Origin of the sequence: Edaphobacter paludis (assembly GCF_039993895.1) — a bacterium.
GTDB classification, from domain to species: domain Bacteria; phylum Acidobacteriota; class Terriglobia; order Terriglobales; family Acidobacteriaceae; genus Edaphobacter; species Edaphobacter paludis.
The window spans coordinates 3,708,007-3,726,379 of the sequence record NZ_CP121194.1; the positions used below are offsets into that span (position 1 = coordinate 3,708,007).

Below are 18,373 nucleotides of genomic sequence, written 5' to 3' on the forward strand. Positions count from 1 at the left end.
ATTGAACTCCAATATTTAGCGAAAACGGAAACGACCAGAAAAACAGGACCACGAAAGGCACAGCATCATCATGCTGTCCTTCTATGAATTCAAGGTAAACAACCAGTGACGCCCCCATAAACATCGGCGGCCGTTAGCTCTGGGGCCATCTCAAACCAGCCTGAACGTGACTAGGACAGCACTGCTTAAGCGAATCGAGCGTCGACCGTCACCACGCCCCACTGGCGATCCACCACCTCGCGATGCGCAGCCATAATCCACACAAAATTCAGCGTACTACCCGGAATCGCCACATTCGGATGATAGCCTTCGGGCAACAACACCGCGTCGCCATCGCGCACCACCTCCACGTCGGCCGCCGTGATCCCGTCCGTATAAACCAGTTGCAGACCAAATGCAGGCTCCGGCATATCAAAGAAGACATAGATCTCTTCGAGCATCGCCGCATGCTCATGCGGAGGCCAGCTCGTCCAGTTGCCCGGCAGAGAACTCGTTACCCCCACCACCAGCCGCCCCGCCTTTACATTGGTCCCCAGCATAATATTGATCTCACGCTTCGAACTCTCGTTGCCCGCAACGAAGTGCAGCTTCTCATCTGCCCGCACGCTAGCATATGGGACGAACTGCACAGGATACTCCCCGTCCACCCCGGCAGAGCACTCCACCAGATCAACCTCCCCCGAAGTCTCAACCGTAACCGGCAGCCCCTTCGAAACATACAGCGAGTCTTTAGCCTGCAGCGCAAACCGCTCCTCCCCTACCGTGACCGTTGCCATACCACTCAGGCAGACCAGTCCCGTCTCCTGCCCCTCATTGGTAAAGCTCACACGCCGCAACTCTGCACCGAGCCGAATCCGACCATAGCTCATCTCACGCATCGAACTATTGCCCGGATGAATGAAGATATTCCGCCCCTGCAACTCCGCTGTACCGCGGATTAAACGCTTCGACATTTGCCTCTCCCTGTCCGGCTTTCGCCTCGTATCAGATCAAAAAAAATAGCCCCGAAAAAGCTCTCGCAATCTCGGGGCTGCTCAGTGGAAACTCTTGGAAGGCCGTCCGCTACCAGGCAATCTTCGCCGGAAAGAACTCGGCAAACAGATCGTCGTAGTAGGGCTTCAGCTCCTTCAAATTTGGCTTCGTATGTCCCTTCGAGTACAGGTCATATACGTTGAACTTGTTCACCCACTCCAGCATCTCGACATCGTGATCGCTCATCAGGTGCCGGTAAGCTCCATGCCGGTGCGCCGAGTAGAACGAGTGATATCGCAGCATGTACAGCGACTCTTCCGGCATGTAATTCTTCATCACCTCACCGATATAGCCGTCATGTCCAAACGACATGTGCACCTTGCTCAGCCCACAGTTCGGCTCGTAGATGCCGTACTTCGTCTGGTACAGCGGATTGTTGATATCGGGATTCGCCTTGAAGTACTGCGGAAAAACGATCTGGTCGGAGTAAGCGCAACCGACGGGGAACGTATCACCTACTACGCCCCACTGAGGCTCGCCCCACAGGCATAGCACCTTGCCCAGGTCGTGAATAAACCCGGTCAACACAAACCATCGCGGATGCCCGTCCTTGCGGATCGCCTCCGAGGTCTGCAACAGATGTTCAATCTGGGTCAGGTCCGTATCCGGATCGCTGTCATCGACCAGCGTGTTGAGAAACTCGGCCGCCTCCCAGATGCTCTTCTCGCCCTTGTCGAGGCCAAAGTATTGCTTCTCCTTCGCCATCACGTAGTCGTAGGTCTGGTACTGGTGGTTCAGGCGATAAAACTCTGCGACCCCGGGAGTCGCCTCTTCGTCATACTGCCGGAACTGCTCCTGGCTCTTGCCTTCCTGGTAGCGTCCAGTCAAAAACTCATCCCACTCATCCATGTCCTTCAGTGGGGCATCTGTCGAAGTTACTGTCGTTGCCATCGGAATTTCTCCTTCGGCGCGAAAATTCACGGCTCGCGTTACCGCTAACTATACTAGACCTTGAAATGCCACCATGGCAAGTGACATACTTCGCCCTATTTCACAGCGGCAGCGCCGACCGTCGACTGCCGCACCACCAAAGTCGATTCCAGCAGAACACTGCGCGGCGGTTGCTCCGGGTTCGAACATAGATCGAGGGCAAACTCTCCCGCGATCCGTCCCAGTTCCGCCGTCCCATGGTCGATCGAGCTCAGCGGGACCCGCAGATAATCCGCATAGCGGAGGTTTCCGCAGCCGATAAAGGCAATATCCTCGGGCACCCTCAGGCCCGCCCGCAGGGTCGCTTCCATCGCGCCAATGGCCGTCAAGTCGTTGTAGCAGAACACCGCATCAGGCCGCGGATCCAGCCGCAGCAACTCCTGCATCGCCTGAAACCCTGCGGCATCTCCCGCCTCTTCAACGCGTTCCCGTACCAGCACATAACTCTCCGGTACGGCCAGGCCATGTTCCGCCATGACACCCCGGTAACCACGTAAGCGATCAAAGGACGGGCTGGTGTTCTTCCCGCCGATATGGGCAATCCGCTTTCGGCCAATCTCGATCAAATGCCGAGTGGCCATCTCGCCAACTTTCACATCGTCCGTTCCCACAAAATGCGCCGCCAGATGGGGAAAGTTCCGATCAAAGAGCAAATAGGGGGTCCGCACATCGCCCAGCTCATAGAAGTTGCGCAGGCTCGCCTGGCACGAAGCAATCAGCAGAACATCGATCCCCCGGCTCAGCAACGTTCGGATCTCCTGCTGCTCTACCTCGGGGTCTTCCTCCGACGAAGCCAGAATCAGCGCGCGCTTACTCGTCCGCAGTACTCCGCTCAGCGATTTGGCAAACTCGGCAAAAAATGGATGCACCAGGTCCGGCACTACCAACCCCACCGTGTAAGTGCGTCCGCTGGCCAGCCCGCGCGCCATCATGTTGGGCTGATAGTTCAACTCCTTCATTCGCTTCAGCACCCGCCGCCGCGTCTCTTCTCCTATATCGGTATTGCCCCGCAACACCTTCGACACAGTTACGACAGACACACCAAGATCACGCGCAATATCTTTCAGTCTTACAGCCATGTCCGCTCCTCAAACTACCCGCATCTGAAGCATACCCAAACTCAATCATCTCCGTTGCCTCTGCCTTTGCTGTCATCCTTCTGCGAAGCGAGCGGACCTGCCATTCCGTTGCCTGGTGCAAACTACGAGAACCGTGTCCGCCGCCACAAACTCCAGGTCCCCGCCACCAGACTCAGCAGCAAAACTCCACCCAGCGCAGCAATCCAGCGAACATTCATCGCCAGCGGAGGAACCACCGCCCGCACTCCAAGCCAGATGAACACTCCCGTAGCGGCAGCAATAATCGCGTAGTCCCACCACCGCCGCCGTTCGTTTCGCGTGCCAAACTCATCGCCGGCCATCGCCATCAACGTGCGGTTGTAATCGAGCCCATATCGCTCACACTCCCGCAGCACCGCCTCATTGGTCGAGGTCTGCTCCTTCGATGACGCCACCGCCGTACTGATCGCCAACGCTCCCAGAATCATCACTACCGACCCCGTCACCACCAGCAGCTTATGGCGATGGTCCGCCGCCGCCAGTTCACCAAACACCAGCGCGCCCCACGCCAGTCCCCAGAGCTGATTCGTATTCGAGAGCGGAATTCCCCGCCCAATCCCGACGTACTTCGTAGCAAACTGCTGAAACAAATCGCCGATCACCCATACGAACCCGCCGAGAAACAGCCAGAACACCATTCCTCTCAGGTGGAACAACTGAAACGAAGGCGAATGCAGACCGCCATCCAGCGCCAGCGTCAGCGCAAACACCGTACTCAGCTCGCCCACCGTAAAGGCCGTAACAAACGACAGCGGGTTCATACCGCTCAAGTAAGCCTTCCGGTATGGAACATACATCGTCCCCCACATCAAACTCGCCCCAGCCGCCGCCAGTATGCCGCCCACGGCATGGTGGGTCGTGGCCGTCCCTCCGTGCAGCGTACTGAAACCCAGCATCACCGCCGCAGACACAATGGCCACCGTTCCCAATACCACCTTGCCAATGTTCTTTGCGCTGGCCCCTTCCAGCTCACGGAATAGCAGCCGTCCCCACAGAAGTCCAATCAGTGAATTCGTATTCCAAAGCGGAAACGCCACCGCCAGTCCGACGTCGCGAATCGCAAACACCGTCAGCGTATTCGCCACCGCCCAAAGCGCCCCCGCCAGCAGTGCCCACACAATTAAATGCTTCTTATCAAAAAGATCAGCGAAGACATAGCTCGTGCCCTTCAGCAGCGTCGGAAAGGTCCACCGCGCCGTAAACACTCCCGCCACCATGCACAACGAAATCGCAAACGGAGAGAAACCCGCGTTCACCAGCTTCGTTGGTGCCTCTGCGGCCCCCAGCCAGACGCCCGCTGTCAGCCCGCAAACCACGCCCAGGCGATGCAGCGACATCCCCTCTTTCTGCCGATTGGTAACCGCGCTTCCCACAATTTTCTCCACGCTCGAAACGAGCAATTCTTAAGAATTAGTGCAAGGCGACCAGAAGGGCAATCCCCGCGATCAGCACAAAAAACGGCACCAGAAAATGACTGTCTGTGACAATCGTCCTCACGCCACGCAGAAAATCCATCTCAACCTCCCGAAAGCTTCCCTTACGCACAACCGCACATCATCTCGACCGAACTCTGAGCGCAGTTGAAGAGACCCCTGCATTGTCTACCGTGTAATGGCTGCCCTAGTAAGCGGTTACGTTGCAGCAACCGTACATGCCGCCGCAAAGGCCTGTCAACAGTTCACCACCGGCTGAGGCGATCCCGACCCTCGCAAAAAAGCCCCGGAGATTCCCAGGGCCTTCTGAGATTCGTTTCGTTTGAGCCTAGAACGGATTGAGCTTATCAAGCCCCTTCTTCTTCTTGTGCTTGCTAGACGATTCATCCGACTTGTCGAACCCAGGATTCGTCTTCTTGCCCTTCGGATTCGGAGCCTGTGCCGCCGGCTCGGTGCCCGGCTTCACGTCATTCACCGCGTCCGGAGCATCGCCAGCCTTCTCCACCGGAGGGAGAGGCGCAGTGTTTTCCGGCCCCACAGCCTTCAACCCATTCGTGCCGCTGTCTTTTGGAGTAGCCGACGAAGGCGAGACAATCTCAACACCCATCGAATTCGTAGCCGCTCCGGACGACGTATCGCTCGTCGTGCTCGTCGCTCCCGGAACGCTTGTCTGCACCGCCGAGCCATTATCGACACCGCTCGTCGCCGTAGGCACATCATGGAACGCCAGAGGAGCCGCAGGTGCCGCAGGCGCAGCCTCAGCCGGTGCTTCCGCCGTCGTCGTCGCCGATGCGGGCTTTGCCGCTGTCGTCTTCGCCGCCGTCTCCGGATGCATGGAGGTATTGAAGTCCGAAATAATCTTCCGCGTAACATCGGGAGCCAGCGTCGGCTTCGGGTCGCTCAGCGACGGATCGCCCACATGGGCCGCCATCACCGTGTCCGGCCTATGCATCACCAGCAGCATCGCCCTGTCCTTCAGGTTGTATCCCGAACGGCTGTTCTCCAACGCCTCGCTCGCCGCCACCTGCTCAGCCGTAGGCTTCGGAATCGGCAGGTCCATCGCCGCCAGCCGGTCTCGCGCGTCTTCTACGTGCGGCGAGGCCGAGTGCTCCAGCACTACCTTGCGGTACGCATCCGCCGCCTGGTCGTCATAGATATGTTCCAGCCGAGCCTTCGCCGCCTCCGGCAACCGGATCGAGCGGACATACCGCGCCTCCGCCTCGTAAGCATCCCCCAGCCCTACCAGCACATCATCCATGTGGCTGTACTCGGGATACGTATCCACCACAGTCTGCAGCCGCGCAATCGTCGCCGGCCAGTTATTGTGGGTGGCATAGAAGTCGCCGATCTCCGCCTCGCGCGCAGCCAGCACCTCCTGCACCTCGCGCAGCCGCTGCTTGGCCTGTGGCACCAGCGACGACTCCGGGAACTGTTGCAGCATCAACCGGTACTCTTCCTCAGCATGAGTGGCTTTCGTGTAGTCCCGGTCGGGCTTGTCCATCTGCCGGAAGTAGATATCGCCCACACGCATCTGCGCCTCGGCTGCCTCAGGAGCGTTCGGGAAGAAGGTAATAAAGTCCTTGTACTCGCTCTCGGCCTGCATCAACGCAGCCGTGCCGCCCTCTTTGTACCAGCTCTCGGCAATCGCCAGCTTTGCCCGCATCTGAAACTGTGAATCGGGATAAGTATTCAGCAACGTCTGCAGATCCAGCCGCGCTACGTCGAAGTGACCCTTTTTGGTTGCCAGAACAGCCTTGTCGTAAAGCTCCTTATCGGGCAGCTTGGCATCCTGTTCGGCGATGGGGGTGAGGGTCTTCTCCTTCCGCATCTCTTTCTTGGTGTCCTTCGACTGGATCACCTTTTCCTTTTTCTCCTTGTGCTTCTTGCCGGAAGTCGACAGCGTGACGCTCTCCTGCTGCTGTCCATTGGCATCGGTCGTCGTCTGCGACGAGCCCGTCACCTGTGCCCCAGCTATCATCGAAGACGTCAGCAAAACCGCTACTGCCACGCCGGCCAGCGCACTGGCCTTCAAACTTGGAAAAAAGGAACGCTCACTCATCCTGCCGTGTACCCCATAAGCCTCGCGCATCGGCGCACAGGCTGGCTTCCATTCTAGTCTTTCCTGCCCGCGTTGTCCTCGGAGAACTTGGCTACTTCTCGTCGGACGCGGCGGCACGTGCAGTCTTCAAAAACTCCTGCGCGTTCTGCTCCGTCCTGCCAGGGCTGAAGATGGCCGAGCCGGCAACCAGCATATCCGCTCCTGCTTCGACCACGCTACCCACCGTATCGTGAGCAACGCCACCGTCCACCTCGATGCGGAAATTCAATCCCATTTCCTCCCGCAACTCGGCCAGATACGCGATCTTCTCGAGCGCAAGCGGCAGAAACTTCTGCCCGCCAAATCCCGGATTCACACTCATCACCAGCACATAATGCACCATCGGAAGCACTTCGATCAGCGTATCTACTGGCGTCCCCGGATTTATCACGACACCGGGCAGCATCCCATGCTGCTCAATCAACTGGAGCGTTCGGTGCAGGTGTCGGCAAACCTCCTGCTGCACGCTCAGCATGTCCGCTCCGGCCTCGGCAAACGCCGGAATAAACGCATCGGGATTCTCGACCATCAGATGGCAGTCCAGCGGCAGCTTTGTCACCGGACGCAGCGCCTTGACCATGGGCGGACCGAACGTAATATTCGGCACAAAATGCCCATCCATCACGTCCACGTGGACGATCGTCCCACCACCGCGCTCCGCCGCTGCTACTTCATCGGCCAGATGCGCGAAGTCCGACGCCAGTATCGAAAATGCCAGTTCAATCAAGTGAAATTCACCCCTGCCAGCAAGTTTACCAGCGCCGCCAAACTTGGCTGCTTCTCTTCGCCCTTCAAAATTCACATCATCCCACCGAAGCGAAGTGGAGAGACCCCTGTATTGCCTTTGGTCGAAGGAAAACCGAAATGCCCTGCCGTAGCTCGATCCCGCCTACCGCGACAACACTAATCGAGCTTCTCTCTCTTATCAGCCACCACAACCACCCGCTCGACGTCAGGCCTGCCTTCATGCAGAATCTTCGTCTTCGCGCCCTTCGCGGCCTCCCGCTGCGTCTCCGCCATCTTCTTCGGCTCGCCCAGCGCCGCTCTCGCGGCTCCACGCAGAATTCGCCGCATCGGCCAGCCTCCATCGGCGTTCGGCAGAAACACCTCGCCCGTCCGCTGCTTCTCCGGCCTGTAATACCACCGCTTGAACAGCGACAGATGATCGCTCAACAGCGCCAGATCGTTCACTTTCCCCACCCTGGCCTCAAGCACTGCCAGCACCGCCGCAGCCCTCACCTCAGGCGAGTCCGCAGGCGTACCCGCCTCTCCCTCCAGCGGCACCGCCTGCAACATCAATGGCTGCGCAAACAATGAGCTGCCCACGCTCGTCTGCTCCTTCACCGCCCTTACCCCCAGTGTCGAAAGCCGCTCCGGCCCGGCAATGCATCCACCCTCCAGCAAAAACAGCGCTGCCTGCTCCGGCCGCTCTCTATCCTCGGCGGCTGCCTGCACGATCAACGCTCGCAGCTTCGGAATCGGCTGCACCATCTCGTCCGCCAGCGCCGCCGCGGCCTTTACCTTCTGCCACAGACCATGCAGCGCCGCCGCCTTCTCAAACTCCATCTCCGCCGAAGCCTGTTCGCGCTCCTGCTCGATCACCGCCAGCCTGCTCTCGCCGTGCGTGTCGAAGAACGCCTCCACCGCCCGCGCCTCCGCCGCATACTCCTCCGGTGTGCAAGCCTGCTTGCAGGGCTCCATGCACTTCTTCATCTCGCCATAGACGCACCCGGGATGTCCCGGATATGGCTCCAGGTCCTCCCAGCACCGGCGCAGCTTAAAGAGATCGAGCACCGCATCGCAGTACCGTTCCGCAGCCGCACGCGAAGGAAACGGCCCATACAGATGTGGCAGCCCACGCTTGCTGAGACGGTTGGTCGAGTACACCCGCGGATACGCATTCTCCATCGTCAACCGCAAAAAATAAGGAGTATGCAGCTTCAGCCTGCGCCGAGCCTCCGTATAGCCGAACAAAGCTACCGCCGCCTGATACAGCACCAGCGACGACTCAAACTCCGATCCGGTAACGCAATACTCGATCCGCGCCACCTTCTCCCGCAGATTCAGTCGCTTCGACTGCGACTCCGGAGGATCGAGCAGCCGCCGCATGCGCCGCCGCAAGTCCGCCGTGCGCGTCAGATAAGGCTCATCGCCCTCTCGCGCGCCACATAACGCAAAGACCCCGGGAAGCGCAGGAACCGCACGCAGAATCTCTTCGGCGCGCTCTGGCTCAAAGGGTACGATATGGTCGAAATGGAAGGTCAATCCCACACTCGGATTGTAGATTCTTCCAGCCGTTCACGGCTCTTCATCCTCACATTTGCCGTGAACGCCATCACATGCGTTTCAGCCAGATCGCGTCGCCGCAGAAACGTTCATTTGCACAACAGCTTCCGGTCAAGCGAAGTTGCCGAAATTTCCGCGAAAATCTTTCGCCAATACGAAGAAGACAACCTTCCAGCGCAAGGCTGTCTAGCTAGCGGCGCAGAATGAGGTATAGCGAGACTTTGGACACACCATACTTGAGGAATCACGGGCGGGGTGTGCGATGATTGTCCGTCGTCACTCCGGGGTGGTGTCCCCTATTCGACTTGCTGAAATTTAACGCTCACGATTTCGTCACGATAGCGCGAAAAATATCATGGATCGAAACGATGGCAGAACAGTTCCGATCAGATCGTTCCGAAAGAATGCATCTGGTCGTCCCCGATGAAATCTTTCAAGAGGCGGTTTCATCGGGCGCGTTTACGGAGCTGAGGGATAGTTTCCACGTCCTTTTATTAGATTCCGCCGAGGATCAGATGAATCGGCTGATAAAGATGTTCGCCTCCAAGCCAACAATAGAACAAGTAGCTAGCGGCTTGACCGAACTGCAAAACAGAGTGGATGACCAACTTGCCCGGCGTTCGTTTTATCAACTTAGGCCGGAGACAGCGGACTTCTTTGAAGTCCAAAATCCGTTTGGAGAAAGCGTAGCTGTTTGCTTTCCTAGTGCCTCTCACGATATAGCGGAAGCGTGTAAGTGTTTTGCGTGTGACCGATTCGATGCGACCATTTATCACCTGATGCGGGCAATGGAGGTAGCTTTATGCTGCTTAGCGAAGAGAGTACGTGTCCGCTACTCCCCGAGTTGGATGACGTATCTCGACCAGATTGATAAAGTCCTCAGATCAAAGGTTAAGAAAAGCGCATCTAGAAAAGCTCGATTGCGATTCTTGAGTAACGCATCGGCGCTTTTGCGCGCCGTAAAGGAAGCGTGGCGAGATGACACGATGCACATTGCAGGAAAGTATGGATCAGACCAGACTCGCGATATTCTGCTGTCTGTAAAAGCGTTCATGATTCACCTCTCCTTAGAATTATCAGAAAAGAAGGGGGATATGGTGAAATCTAATCGAATAAGACAACTTCAATAAGACTATGGCGAAACCACTGATTTATTTCCTTTATTTTCGATCCATTCCGACGAAAGCAAAGTATTGAATCAAAATACTTACTCCGAGATACATTTAGGGGGGCGACCCTCTCGAACGGAGTATCACCGGTAGCTCTATAGGCGAAGGTCAAGAAATAAGTTAGGCTCCAGCGATGGTCATGCCTTCGATGCGAATGGTCGGCGCAGCACTCGATCCGCGGAAGACAAGGTCGTTGCCAATTGCAACGATGTTCTTGTACATGTCCTTGAGATTGCCCGCGATGGTAATCTCCTCAACCGGATAAGCCAGCTCGCCGTTCTCAATCCACATGCCACTCGCCCCCTGCGAGTAGTCGCCAGTGACAAGGTTCACGCCGAATCCCATGGTCTCAGTAACGTAAAGGCCGTTCTTCACATCGCCGATCAGTTGCTCGGGAGTCAGCGTGCCGGGCTCGAGATAGAAGTTCCCCGCACCGATGCCCGGATTTCCCGCAAGCCCCCGTGAGGCGTTGCCGGTGGACTTCATGCCCAGCTTCCTGGCAGTGTAGGTGTTCAAAACGTAGTTCTTCAGAATGCCGTTTTCGATCAGGACAGTTCTCCGCGTCGGCAAACCCTCACCATCAAACGGAGATGTTCCGAAGCCGCCGATACCATCAAAGATCATGGTGCCGTCATCGACGACAGTAATGTTCTCCCCCGCAACCTGCTGCCCAAGCTGATCGCAAAAGAAGCTGGCATTGCGATAGATGGAGTCGCCATTCGCCGCCTCGAAGATATTGCCGATGATCGACCGCGCAATCTCCGGCGAAAACACCACAGGGGCCTTCTGCGTCTTCACCTGCCGCGCACCGAGCCGGGCAAGAGTCCGCCGAGCAGCCTCGTGGCCGATCTCTTCCGGAGATTCGAGCTTGCGCGTCGTCCGCGCAGCCGAGTACCAGTAATTCCGCTGCATCCCGCCCTTCTCATCGACCGCGATGGGCATCGCCGAGAAGCCGCAGTACGACCGGCGGTACTCGCCAACGAAGCCCCGCGAGTTGACGAGAATCTTGTGCGAGGTCGCGGTGTCGAAGTCGCCGCCGCCGGAGTTCTGAATGCGGGTGTCATAATCCATCGCCGCGGCCTCAACCCGGCGCGCTGTCTCGATCCGCTCTGCCGGAGGCATCTCGTTGACGTCTTCAAAATAAAGACCCTGATCGCCCTCGACCTGGCCGAATTCATCGGCCTCAGGCAGTCCCGCAAATGGATCTTCGCTGGTGATCTTCGCCAGCGTGATGGCTCCATCAACCAGCCGCTTAATGGACTCTGCGGAGAAATCTGACGACGATGTGCTCGCCGTTCTCTGGCCAACAAAGACGCGCAGCCCAATGGCACGCGAGCCCGATTCCTTCAGCGTCTCGACCTGCCCCAGACGTACCAGCGCAGAGAACTCGTCGCCCTCGTAGACGACAGCTTCAGCGTCGGTCGCCCCGGCTTTGAGGGCCTTGGCGAGAACGTGGGAGGCGAGGACTTTCAGGTCGGAAGCAATTTGTTCAGCGTGCAATGTTGGGTCCCTTTAGTAGCTATGGTGACGCAGAAAAACCCGTGCCCGAAGATCGGACGCGGGGCCCCCTGTTTGGTTAAGCCCCGTGTCTGCTCCCATTCAACTTAATGCACAGGAGACTGCGAAGGTCGTGCCTCGCGGCCATCCGTGGCCTTAAGGAAGTGCATCCCGGCAGCGCAGTATTCCGAGTCGCTCTTCAGCTTGTGCTCGACGTGCGGAGGCGGCGCATTCTCTATGTTGCGACGAAACACCTTCAACGGACCACCGCAGCTCTTGCAGCGGAACTCGGTATCGTTGTCGACCAGCGCATCGGCAATCATCTTTACCTTCCAGAACGGCTCGTAGCCGCCGGTGGCCTTTACACGCCGACGCTTCACTTCACACTCATAAAATTTTTCGCGTTCGACTGCCATGATTTACCTCGATGTAGTGCCTGGTGCGGTGCGCATGGGTTCGATTCCATGAGTTTGGGGCCCGAAAAATTATCCGCCAGTGCCGCCGACCGTCATGCGGTCGAGCTTTACGGTGGGCATGCCTACGCCGACCGGGACGCTTTGGCCATTCTTGCCGCAGGTGCCGATACCTTCATCCAGGGCAAGATCATTGCCGACCATCGACACATACTTCAGTGCCTCGGGGCCGTTGCCGATCAGCGTCGCGCCTTTGACCGGCTGCGTTACCTTGCCGTCTTCGATGAGGTACGCTTCGCTGGCCGAGAAGACGAACTTGCCGTTGGTGATGTCCACCTGGCCGCCGCCGAAGTTGACCGCATAAAGACCGCGCTTCACGCTCTTGATGATGTCCTCGGGCATGTCGTCGCCATTGAGCATGTAGGTGTTGGTCATGCGCGGCATGGTGATCGCCTGATAGCTCTCGCGGCGTCCGCTGCCTGTGCTCTTCGTGCCCATCAGCCGGGCGCTGAGCTTGTCGGTCAGGTACCCCTTGAGGATGCCGTTTTCGATCAGCACATTCTCCTGCGTCGGCGTGCCTTCGTCATCTACATTCAAAGACCCGCGACGGTTCGGCATGGTGCCGTTATCGACCACCGTCACCTTAGACGACGCGACCTGCTGGCCGATGAGACCGCTAAAGGCGGATGTTCCTTTGCGGTTGAAGTCGGCTTCGAGTCCATGACCTACGGCTTCATGCAGTAAAACGCCGGGCCAGCCGGGACCGAGAACAACTTCCATCTCGCCTGCGGGCGCGTCCACTGCTCCAAGCTGAAGCATCGCGGTACGGGCAGCCTCGCGGGCAAAAAACTCGGGGCTCTTTTTGCCTTCAAAGAAATCAAGGGCGACGCGTCCTCCGCCACCGCTGGTACCTCGTGCGGTATTAACTCCATCTTTCGCGATCACAAAGACGTTAAGACGAGCAAGAGGCTGAGTGTCGCTGGCAAAGGTGCCGTCGGAGGCAGCAACAAGGATGCGGCGCAGCTCGTCGTTGAAGCCGGCGCGGACCTGGACGATGCGCGAGTCGTACGCGCGGGCGGCCTTGTCGGCGCGCTGGATCAGCTTGAGCTTCTCGGAGATCTCCGCGTCGGAGGTGGCTCCGGCAACAGGGTAGAGCGTAGGCGTCTCGGTGTGCGTGAAACCGTGCGCAAGTTGTTTTGCCGGGCCGCTGGCGATGAGGGCCGCGGTGCGGGCAGCTTTAAGCAGACGCTCGCTCGAAAGGTCGTCGGTGTAGGCGAAGCCGGTGCGCTCGCCTGAGAGGACTCGGATGCCGCAGCCTACACTAATGCCTTGGCTGGCGGACTTGACAAGCGACTCGTCTATGCCCAGAGATGTTGAGGTAACTGACTCAAAATAAAGGTCTGCGTACTCTCCCCCCGCAGAGAGAGCCTCCCCCAGGCAGCGTTCCATCAGGCGTTCGGAGATGCCCAGCTTTTCGATGAAGTAGCGCTTGTGATCTGGAGTGGGGGTTGTCATCATATTCCATTATAGGCTTCACGGGAGAACGCACCGGAAATTGAGCAGTATCCTGCCCCGTCCACGATGCTTCGAAGCGCATCATTTCGACCGGCGTTGCGCAGTGGCATGCCTGTATTTGTCGTTGCCGCCCCTACTTTCTCCCAACGAAACTTCACGCAGATTCGCGGCCTTCAACGACCGTGCGATGGATCAGGTGAAGCGGAGGTGTTGAGATCGATGAAGAGACCGGGCAGGCCCGGAGCATGACAATTACCGTCAGCAGCATAGCTCTGGGCGCAGGCTGCGGTGATGGAGTTGCGGCGGGGAGACTGGGCATATTGCCAGACCATGGCCTCCGGCGTTCCGCTGGCTGCCAGCGGCGGGGGTTGCAGGGTGCAGCCGTTCGATGGCGGGCAGGCATCCTGCGCAACCCAGAGAGCTATCTCGTGGAGATGCTGAGTGGCGACGTGGCTGCGGATGTCCTGAGCAGTGGTGATGGTGTGGCCATGGCCCTCGTTGACTGCCTGGCCGCTGGCGTAGACGCCAGGACGGAAGCCCGAGTGAGCCACAGCCTCAGTCCAGGCGAAGAGATAGTCCGCCTGCTCCGCCAGCAGGCGACCGCCTTCTTCCTGATCGAGGAAGAGGATGGCTCCGCTGGGGAAACGTTCGCGATGAGCCGCAGCAATAGCAGCAATGGCGTCGTTTTTTCCTAGAGCCGCAGGGGCTGTGCCTGCCTTCTGCGCTTTCACGATCTCCGCATCGAGCCGTCCGTTGAAGAGCACAAGGAAACCGAAGCCTTGACGCAGGAGCGCTTCACGCTTGCCTTGCCACGGGTTCTGCTGCTCGCCGGGTGGATTGTTGAGCCAGTATCCGGCGAAGGCAAAGTGCTGCCTCAGCGTGGGTAGAGCTTCATCACCGGGGTAGTTGTTGAGATCGAAGCCGAGATAAGTATGCGTCGCGCGCGGCGGCTGCGCGGCTGCGGGCGTATGGGCTCCGACGAGAGCAGCGAGGGCCAGGATAGCGAGATTACTTATCAGAGGTCGCATATAAAAAATCAACAGTGGCAGCATCCCCAAATGCCGGTCTTCGTGAAGTCTTAACTGAGGATATACAAAGACGTATGCTACCTTGCAATTCATGAGTTTTGAAGACCGGGAGGAGCGTCGCATGTCCCAGAGTGAGCTTGATCCGAGATATCCGATTGGCAAATTTGTGAAGCCGCCGGCCATCACACCGGATGACCGGCTGGACGCGATCAGGACACTCGCGGAGTTGCCGGAGATGTTGCGCAACGCTGTGGACGGCCTCGATACCGCGCAACTGAGCACCCCGTATCGCGAAGGCGGATGGCTGGTGCGTCAGGTGGTACACCATGTCGCGGACAGCCACATGAACGCATTTACCCGGCTGCGGCTGGCTCTGACCGAGGACTGGCCCACGATAAAGCCTTATGACCAAAATGCCTGGGCAAAGTTGCGCGACTATGCTGCCCCCACGGAGTGGTCGCTCGAACTGGTGGAGAGCCTTCATGCGCGATGGGTAATGCTGCTGCAATCGCTGGGCGAGGAGCAGTGGCAACGCGGATTCCGGCATCCGGAAAATGGCCCCATGACGGTCGAAGTCATGACGCTGTTGTATGCGTGGCACTCGATGCATCATGTGGCACACATTACGCATCTGCGGGCGAAGGAAGGCTGGTAGACGTCGGCATGAAGGCGTCGCGCGCGGCAACCGCAGAGCCGGAACAGACAGTAGAGCAGGTTGCCGCCGCGCTGGAAGGTTTTCTCGCCGAACATCTGAAGACCGTCGTGCTCGAAGATGGCAAGGTGCTCTTCGACATGCGCGAGGCGAAGTATTCGCTGGCGACTGAGCATGGCCGATGCACTCTCCACCTTTGGGGAGAAGACCGCAATCTCGTGCGCAGAGTCAGCGGAACGGTGTTGCGCAATGGCGTGCTGCGACTGACCACGCATCGCTTTGGGCAGACCAAACCACAGACTTTGGAGCTTGCAGCGGATAAGGACCGGCGCACGCCTTCGACACGCGAGGCGACCCGGGTGAAGTATCTTCGGGTGCTGGAGCGGGTGCTAAAACGGAACTTCGAGGACTTGCAGCCGGAGGGGTTTCGTACCGCAATGGACCTCGAAAAGAGCTTTGGGCCAGCCTATGCGCGAGGCTCGTTGGTGCAGGGGCAAAAGGCGTGGGCCGTCATCGCCGTGAATGAAGAAGAGGCACAGGCTACCGTCGACGGAATTTTGACGTTGGGGATCTTATGGCTGCATCACTGTCGAGAATCTGGAAGCGGACGAAGATTGTACCACGGATTGATGTTGATTGTTCCACGTGGAACATCCCTGGTAACCCTGTCGCGGTTGGCATGGCTCAATACCGACGCTGCTAAATGGGAGCTTTGGGAGCTGAATCAGGCCACGGAGGAGCTGGAACAGCGCGATGCAGCCGATCATGGCAATCTGACGACGCGGCTGATTCACGCGCCGGATGTAGCGGCGGCGCAGGAACGGTTCAGTGACTCGGCAGCACGTGTGATGGCGCTGGTGCCGGAGTCGATGGGTGAAATGGTTGAGCAAAGGATTCGCAGTGGAACGGAGATGGCCTTCCTGCTGCATGGTCTGGAGTTTGCGCGAGTGCGAATGGGATATGCGGGCAGCTCCTTCAACCGGGAGCAGGAGATTACATTCGGCGCGGGCGCCAATGAGACTCCGCTGACGAACGAGAATGAAGAGGAACTGCGAGGTCTGGTGGCGCGGCTGTTTGCGCGGCGGGCGGCAGGTGGGGATAAGCGCGATCCGCTATACAGAATGCAGCCGGAACGGTGGCTGGAGAGCGTCTTGCGGCGCGACGTCGGGCCCCTCGATGCGCATCTGAATGCGGCGCATGTTTATACCCAGGTGCCGGCGTTCGCGGCGGCAGACCGTGGGATGCTCGATCTGCTGGGCGTGACCGATGAGGGGCGGCTGGCAGTCATTGAATTGAAGGCCGATGAAGACCTGCATCTGGCGCTGCAGGGGCTGGATTATTGGGTGCGCGTGCGCTGGCATCATCTGCAAAACCCCGACCAGATGACCGGGCTCGGGGAGTTTCAGCGGCATGGATACTTCGGCGGGATTCGATTGTCCACCGAGGCGCCGAAGCTTTACCTCGTGGCTCCTGCGCTGCGGGTGCATCCGGCTACGGAGGTGGTGCTGCGATATCTGTCGCCACGAGTGGAGTGGACGCTGGTGGCGCTCGATGAGCGATGGCGGGCGAAGGTGAAGGCAGTCTGGAGGAAGCGAAGTAGCGTACTTGAAAAGTAGTTACAATGTATGTACAGTATTCCGAGGTGGAGTTCACCTGTCGAAGCAAAACAGAATCAAAAAACAAAATTTGCGGCAGGTGATGAATGGCATTCGATTGGGATCAAGGGAATTTGACGCACATTGCAGCGCACGGAATTAAGCCGGAGGAAGCAGAAGAAGCCATTCTTGACGATCCGATCGATGTCCTCGAACAAGAGCATGAGGATGAAGTTCGGCTGATGCAGATCGGTATAACAAAGCGAATGCGAGTACTGATCATCGTGACGACATGGCGAGACGATCTTCTTCGAGTTGTTACAGCTTACGATGCCCCACCAAATATGCGCGATTACTTCTTTGCGGAGAGGAGAGACCATCATGGTTGAGAAAGAGATCGGTCGCCCCCGATTCAGTAGCGAAAAAGAGGAAGCTGAGTGGTGGGACAAAAACCCGGAGTACATCCTGCAACAGTTTAAACGTGCAGCAGGGGAAGGCCGGCTGGGCCACGGGACGGCGATGCGCGAGATGGCAGCGAGACAAGCGGCGAAGAGCACAACGATTCGGCTTGACCCGGATGACCTGTTGCTGGCGAAGGCTCAAGCGGAAAAGAAGGGATTGCGCTATCAGACCTACCTGAAGATGCTGATTCACGAAGCGCTCGGCAAAGAAGCACACACGGGCCGATGACGATGGGTCTGGAGCGAGGCTATAAAATAGAGTTGTACCTGGACAGATAGGAAACGACTGCGCAATGCCGCTCTACGAATACGAATGCACTGCCTGCCATCGCCGCACCGAGAAAATACAGAAGTTTTCCGATCCCGAGATCACCGTCTGCCCCTACTGCAATGGGCATCTGGAGCGCGTCATCTCCGCGCCTGCCGTCTCCTTCAAGGGTGGCGGATGGTATGCCGATGGCTACGGCAACGCGAAGCCCAAATCGAACGGCGAAAGCAAAGGCGGCTCGGATGGAAAGTCATCTGACTCCGCCAGCAAGCCAGCCTCTGATTCGGGCGCGGCGGCTAAAAGCAGCCCTGCCCCCGCAGCCGCTGTGCCTGCACCGGCATCGTCGGCCCCGGCCTCTTCGGCATCGGGGAGCAATGGTAAATAGCGCGAAGCTATAAACGAAATAGCCCGGGACTTCCGCTCAGCTCTTCTTCTTCGGAACCTTTGCGCCGGACTTGCGCGCTTCGGACAAGCCGATGGCGATGGCCTGTTTTGGGTTCGTGACCTTCTTGCCGCTGCGGCCGCTCTTGAGCTTGCCCTGCTTCATGGCTTTCATCTCGCGCTCGACGCTCTTGCCGGCTGCTGGTCCATATTTCCGACGGGAGCTGCTCTTTTTGGCGGACGACTTTTTGCTTGCACTCTTTTTTGTTGCAGCTTTTTTCGTACTGGTCTTCTTACTTGCAGTCTTCTTGCTCGGTGTCTTCTTGCTTGCGGTTTTCTTGGAAGCGGTTTTCTTGCTGGGGGCTTTCTTCGCTGCTGACTTTTTAGTCGCCGATTTCTTAGCTGCCTTTTTCGTTGCCATAAGAATTCTCCCTGGTAGTAGGAGTCTCGAATCGCTTTGATAAGTTGCATCACGAGTGATGCAACTTTCGGAGTCA

The 18,373-nt window shown here is 58.1% G+C and carries 19 protein-coding genes; 6 read left to right on the forward strand and 13 right to left on the reverse strand.

The window, feature by feature from the left end; all coding sequences use genetic code 11:
• Positions 1-185: 185 nt before the first annotated feature.
• The 8 genes from P4G45_RS15415 to P4G45_RS15450 form a co-directional block, all read right to left on the reverse strand.
• Positions 186-953 carry a 5-deoxy-glucuronate isomerase gene (locus tag P4G45_RS15415; RefSeq protein ID WP_348267364.1) on the reverse strand — a complete coding sequence of 256 codons (768 nt, stop codon included), beginning with the start codon at positions 951-953 and terminating at the stop codon, positions 186-188.
• 109 nt (positions 954-1,062) lie between these two features.
• A complete protein-coding gene (locus P4G45_RS15420; RefSeq protein ID WP_348267365.1) occupies positions 1,063-1,923 on the reverse strand; it encodes an inositol oxygenase family protein in 861 nt (286 codons plus the stop codon).
• 95 nt (positions 1,924-2,018) lie between these two features.
• Complete coding sequence (locus P4G45_RS15425) at positions 2,019-3,041, reverse strand: LacI family DNA-binding transcriptional regulator (RefSeq protein WP_348267366.1); 1,023 nt, start codon at positions 3,039-3,041, stop codon at positions 2,019-2,021.
• Positions 3,042-3,163: 122 nt separating this feature from the next.
• The gene (locus P4G45_RS15430) at positions 3,164-4,453 is read right to left on the reverse strand and encodes a GRP family sugar transporter (protein ID WP_348267367.1); all 1,290 of its coding nucleotides are present in this window, start codon (positions 4,451-4,453) and stop codon (positions 3,164-3,166) included.
• A gap of 37 nt (positions 4,454-4,490) precedes the next feature.
• Entirely contained in the window at positions 4,491-4,595 is a 105-nt protein-coding gene (locus tag P4G45_RS15435; protein WP_348267368.1) for a translocated intimin receptor Tir, read from the reverse strand.
• Positions 4,596-4,841: 246 nt separating this feature from the next.
• Positions 4,842-6,572: an outer membrane protein assembly factor BamD gene (locus P4G45_RS15440; protein ID WP_348267369.1), complete on the reverse strand. Its 1,731-nt coding sequence runs from the start codon at positions 6,570-6,572 to the stop codon at positions 4,842-4,844.
• A 91-nt stretch (positions 6,573-6,663) separates the two neighbouring features.
• Complete coding sequence (gene rpe, locus P4G45_RS15445) at positions 6,664-7,338, reverse strand: ribulose-phosphate 3-epimerase (RefSeq protein WP_348267370.1); 675 nt, start codon at positions 7,336-7,338, stop codon at positions 6,664-6,666.
• Positions 7,339-7,514: 176 nt separating this feature from the next.
• Entirely contained in the window at positions 7,515-8,882 is a 1,368-nt protein-coding gene (locus P4G45_RS15450) for an excinuclease ABC subunit C (RefSeq protein WP_348267371.1), read from the reverse strand.
• A gap of 383 nt (positions 8,883-9,265) precedes the next feature.
• Between P4G45_RS15450 and P4G45_RS15455 the strand changes: the two genes are divergently transcribed.
• Positions 9,266-10,027: a hypothetical protein gene (locus tag P4G45_RS15455; protein WP_348267372.1), complete on the forward strand. Its 762-nt coding sequence runs from the start codon at positions 9,266-9,268 to the stop codon at positions 10,025-10,027.
• A 159-nt stretch (positions 10,028-10,186) separates the two neighbouring features.
• On the opposite strand, the gene P4G45_RS15460 is transcribed toward P4G45_RS15455, so the two are convergent.
• The 4 genes from P4G45_RS15460 to P4G45_RS15475 all read right to left on the reverse strand — a co-directional run bounded on the left by P4G45_RS15460 (position 10,187) and on the right by P4G45_RS15475 (position 14,519).
• Positions 10,187-11,566 carry a TldD/PmbA family protein gene (locus P4G45_RS15460; protein ID WP_348267373.1) on the reverse strand — a complete coding sequence of 460 codons (1,380 nt, stop codon included), beginning with the start codon at positions 11,564-11,566 and terminating at the stop codon, positions 10,187-10,189.
• A gap of 104 nt (positions 11,567-11,670) precedes the next feature.
• Positions 11,671-11,979: a hypothetical protein gene (locus tag P4G45_RS15465; protein WP_348267374.1), complete on the reverse strand. Its 309-nt coding sequence runs from the start codon at positions 11,977-11,979 to the stop codon at positions 11,671-11,673.
• 69 nt (positions 11,980-12,048) lie between these two features.
• Positions 12,049-13,491, reverse strand: coding sequence for a metalloprotease TldD (gene tldD / locus P4G45_RS15470; protein ID WP_348269269.1), 1,443 nt, complete (start codon positions 13,489-13,491; stop codon positions 12,049-12,051).
• Positions 13,492-13,664: 173 nt separating this feature from the next.
• Positions 13,665-14,519 (reverse strand): glycoside hydrolase domain-containing protein, encoded by an 855-nt coding sequence (locus P4G45_RS15475; RefSeq protein WP_348267375.1) that lies wholly within the window; start codon positions 14,517-14,519, stop codon positions 13,665-13,667.
• A gap of 121 nt (positions 14,520-14,640) precedes the next feature.
• On the opposite strand from P4G45_RS15475, the gene P4G45_RS15480 reads away from it, so the two are divergent.
• The 5 genes from P4G45_RS15480 to P4G45_RS15500 all read left to right on the forward strand — a co-directional run bounded on the left by P4G45_RS15480 (position 14,641) and on the right by P4G45_RS15500 (position 17,880).
• Positions 14,641-15,174, forward strand: coding sequence for a YfiT family bacillithiol transferase (locus tag P4G45_RS15480; protein ID WP_348267376.1), 534 nt, complete (start codon positions 14,641-14,643; stop codon positions 15,172-15,174).
• Positions 15,175-15,182: 8 nt separating this feature from the next.
• Positions 15,183-16,787: a hypothetical protein gene (locus P4G45_RS15485; RefSeq protein ID WP_348267377.1), complete on the forward strand. Its 1,605-nt coding sequence runs from the start codon at positions 15,183-15,185 to the stop codon at positions 16,785-16,787.
• An 86-nt stretch (positions 16,788-16,873) separates the two neighbouring features.
• Positions 16,874-17,155 carry a BrnT family toxin gene (locus P4G45_RS15490; protein WP_348267378.1) on the forward strand — a complete coding sequence of 94 codons (282 nt, stop codon included), beginning with the start codon at positions 16,874-16,876 and terminating at the stop codon, positions 17,153-17,155.
• Positions 17,148-17,456 (forward strand): hypothetical protein, encoded by a 309-nt coding sequence (locus tag P4G45_RS15495; RefSeq protein ID WP_348267379.1) that lies wholly within the window; start codon positions 17,148-17,150, stop codon positions 17,454-17,456. The genes P4G45_RS15490 and P4G45_RS15495 overlap by 8 nt, the downstream gene beginning before the upstream one ends.
• 64 nt (positions 17,457-17,520) lie before the next feature.
• Positions 17,521-17,880, forward strand: coding sequence for a zinc ribbon domain-containing protein (locus P4G45_RS15500; protein ID WP_348267380.1), 360 nt, complete (start codon positions 17,521-17,523; stop codon positions 17,878-17,880).
• 36 nt (positions 17,881-17,916) lie between these two features.
• Here the strand turns inward: P4G45_RS15500 and P4G45_RS15505 are convergent, their stop codons facing one another.
• On the reverse strand, positions 17,917-18,297 hold the full coding sequence (locus P4G45_RS15505) for a DUF6496 domain-containing protein (RefSeq protein WP_348267381.1): 381 nt from the start codon (positions 18,295-18,297) through the stop codon (positions 17,917-17,919).
• Between the last annotated feature and the right edge of the window lie 76 nt (positions 18,298-18,373).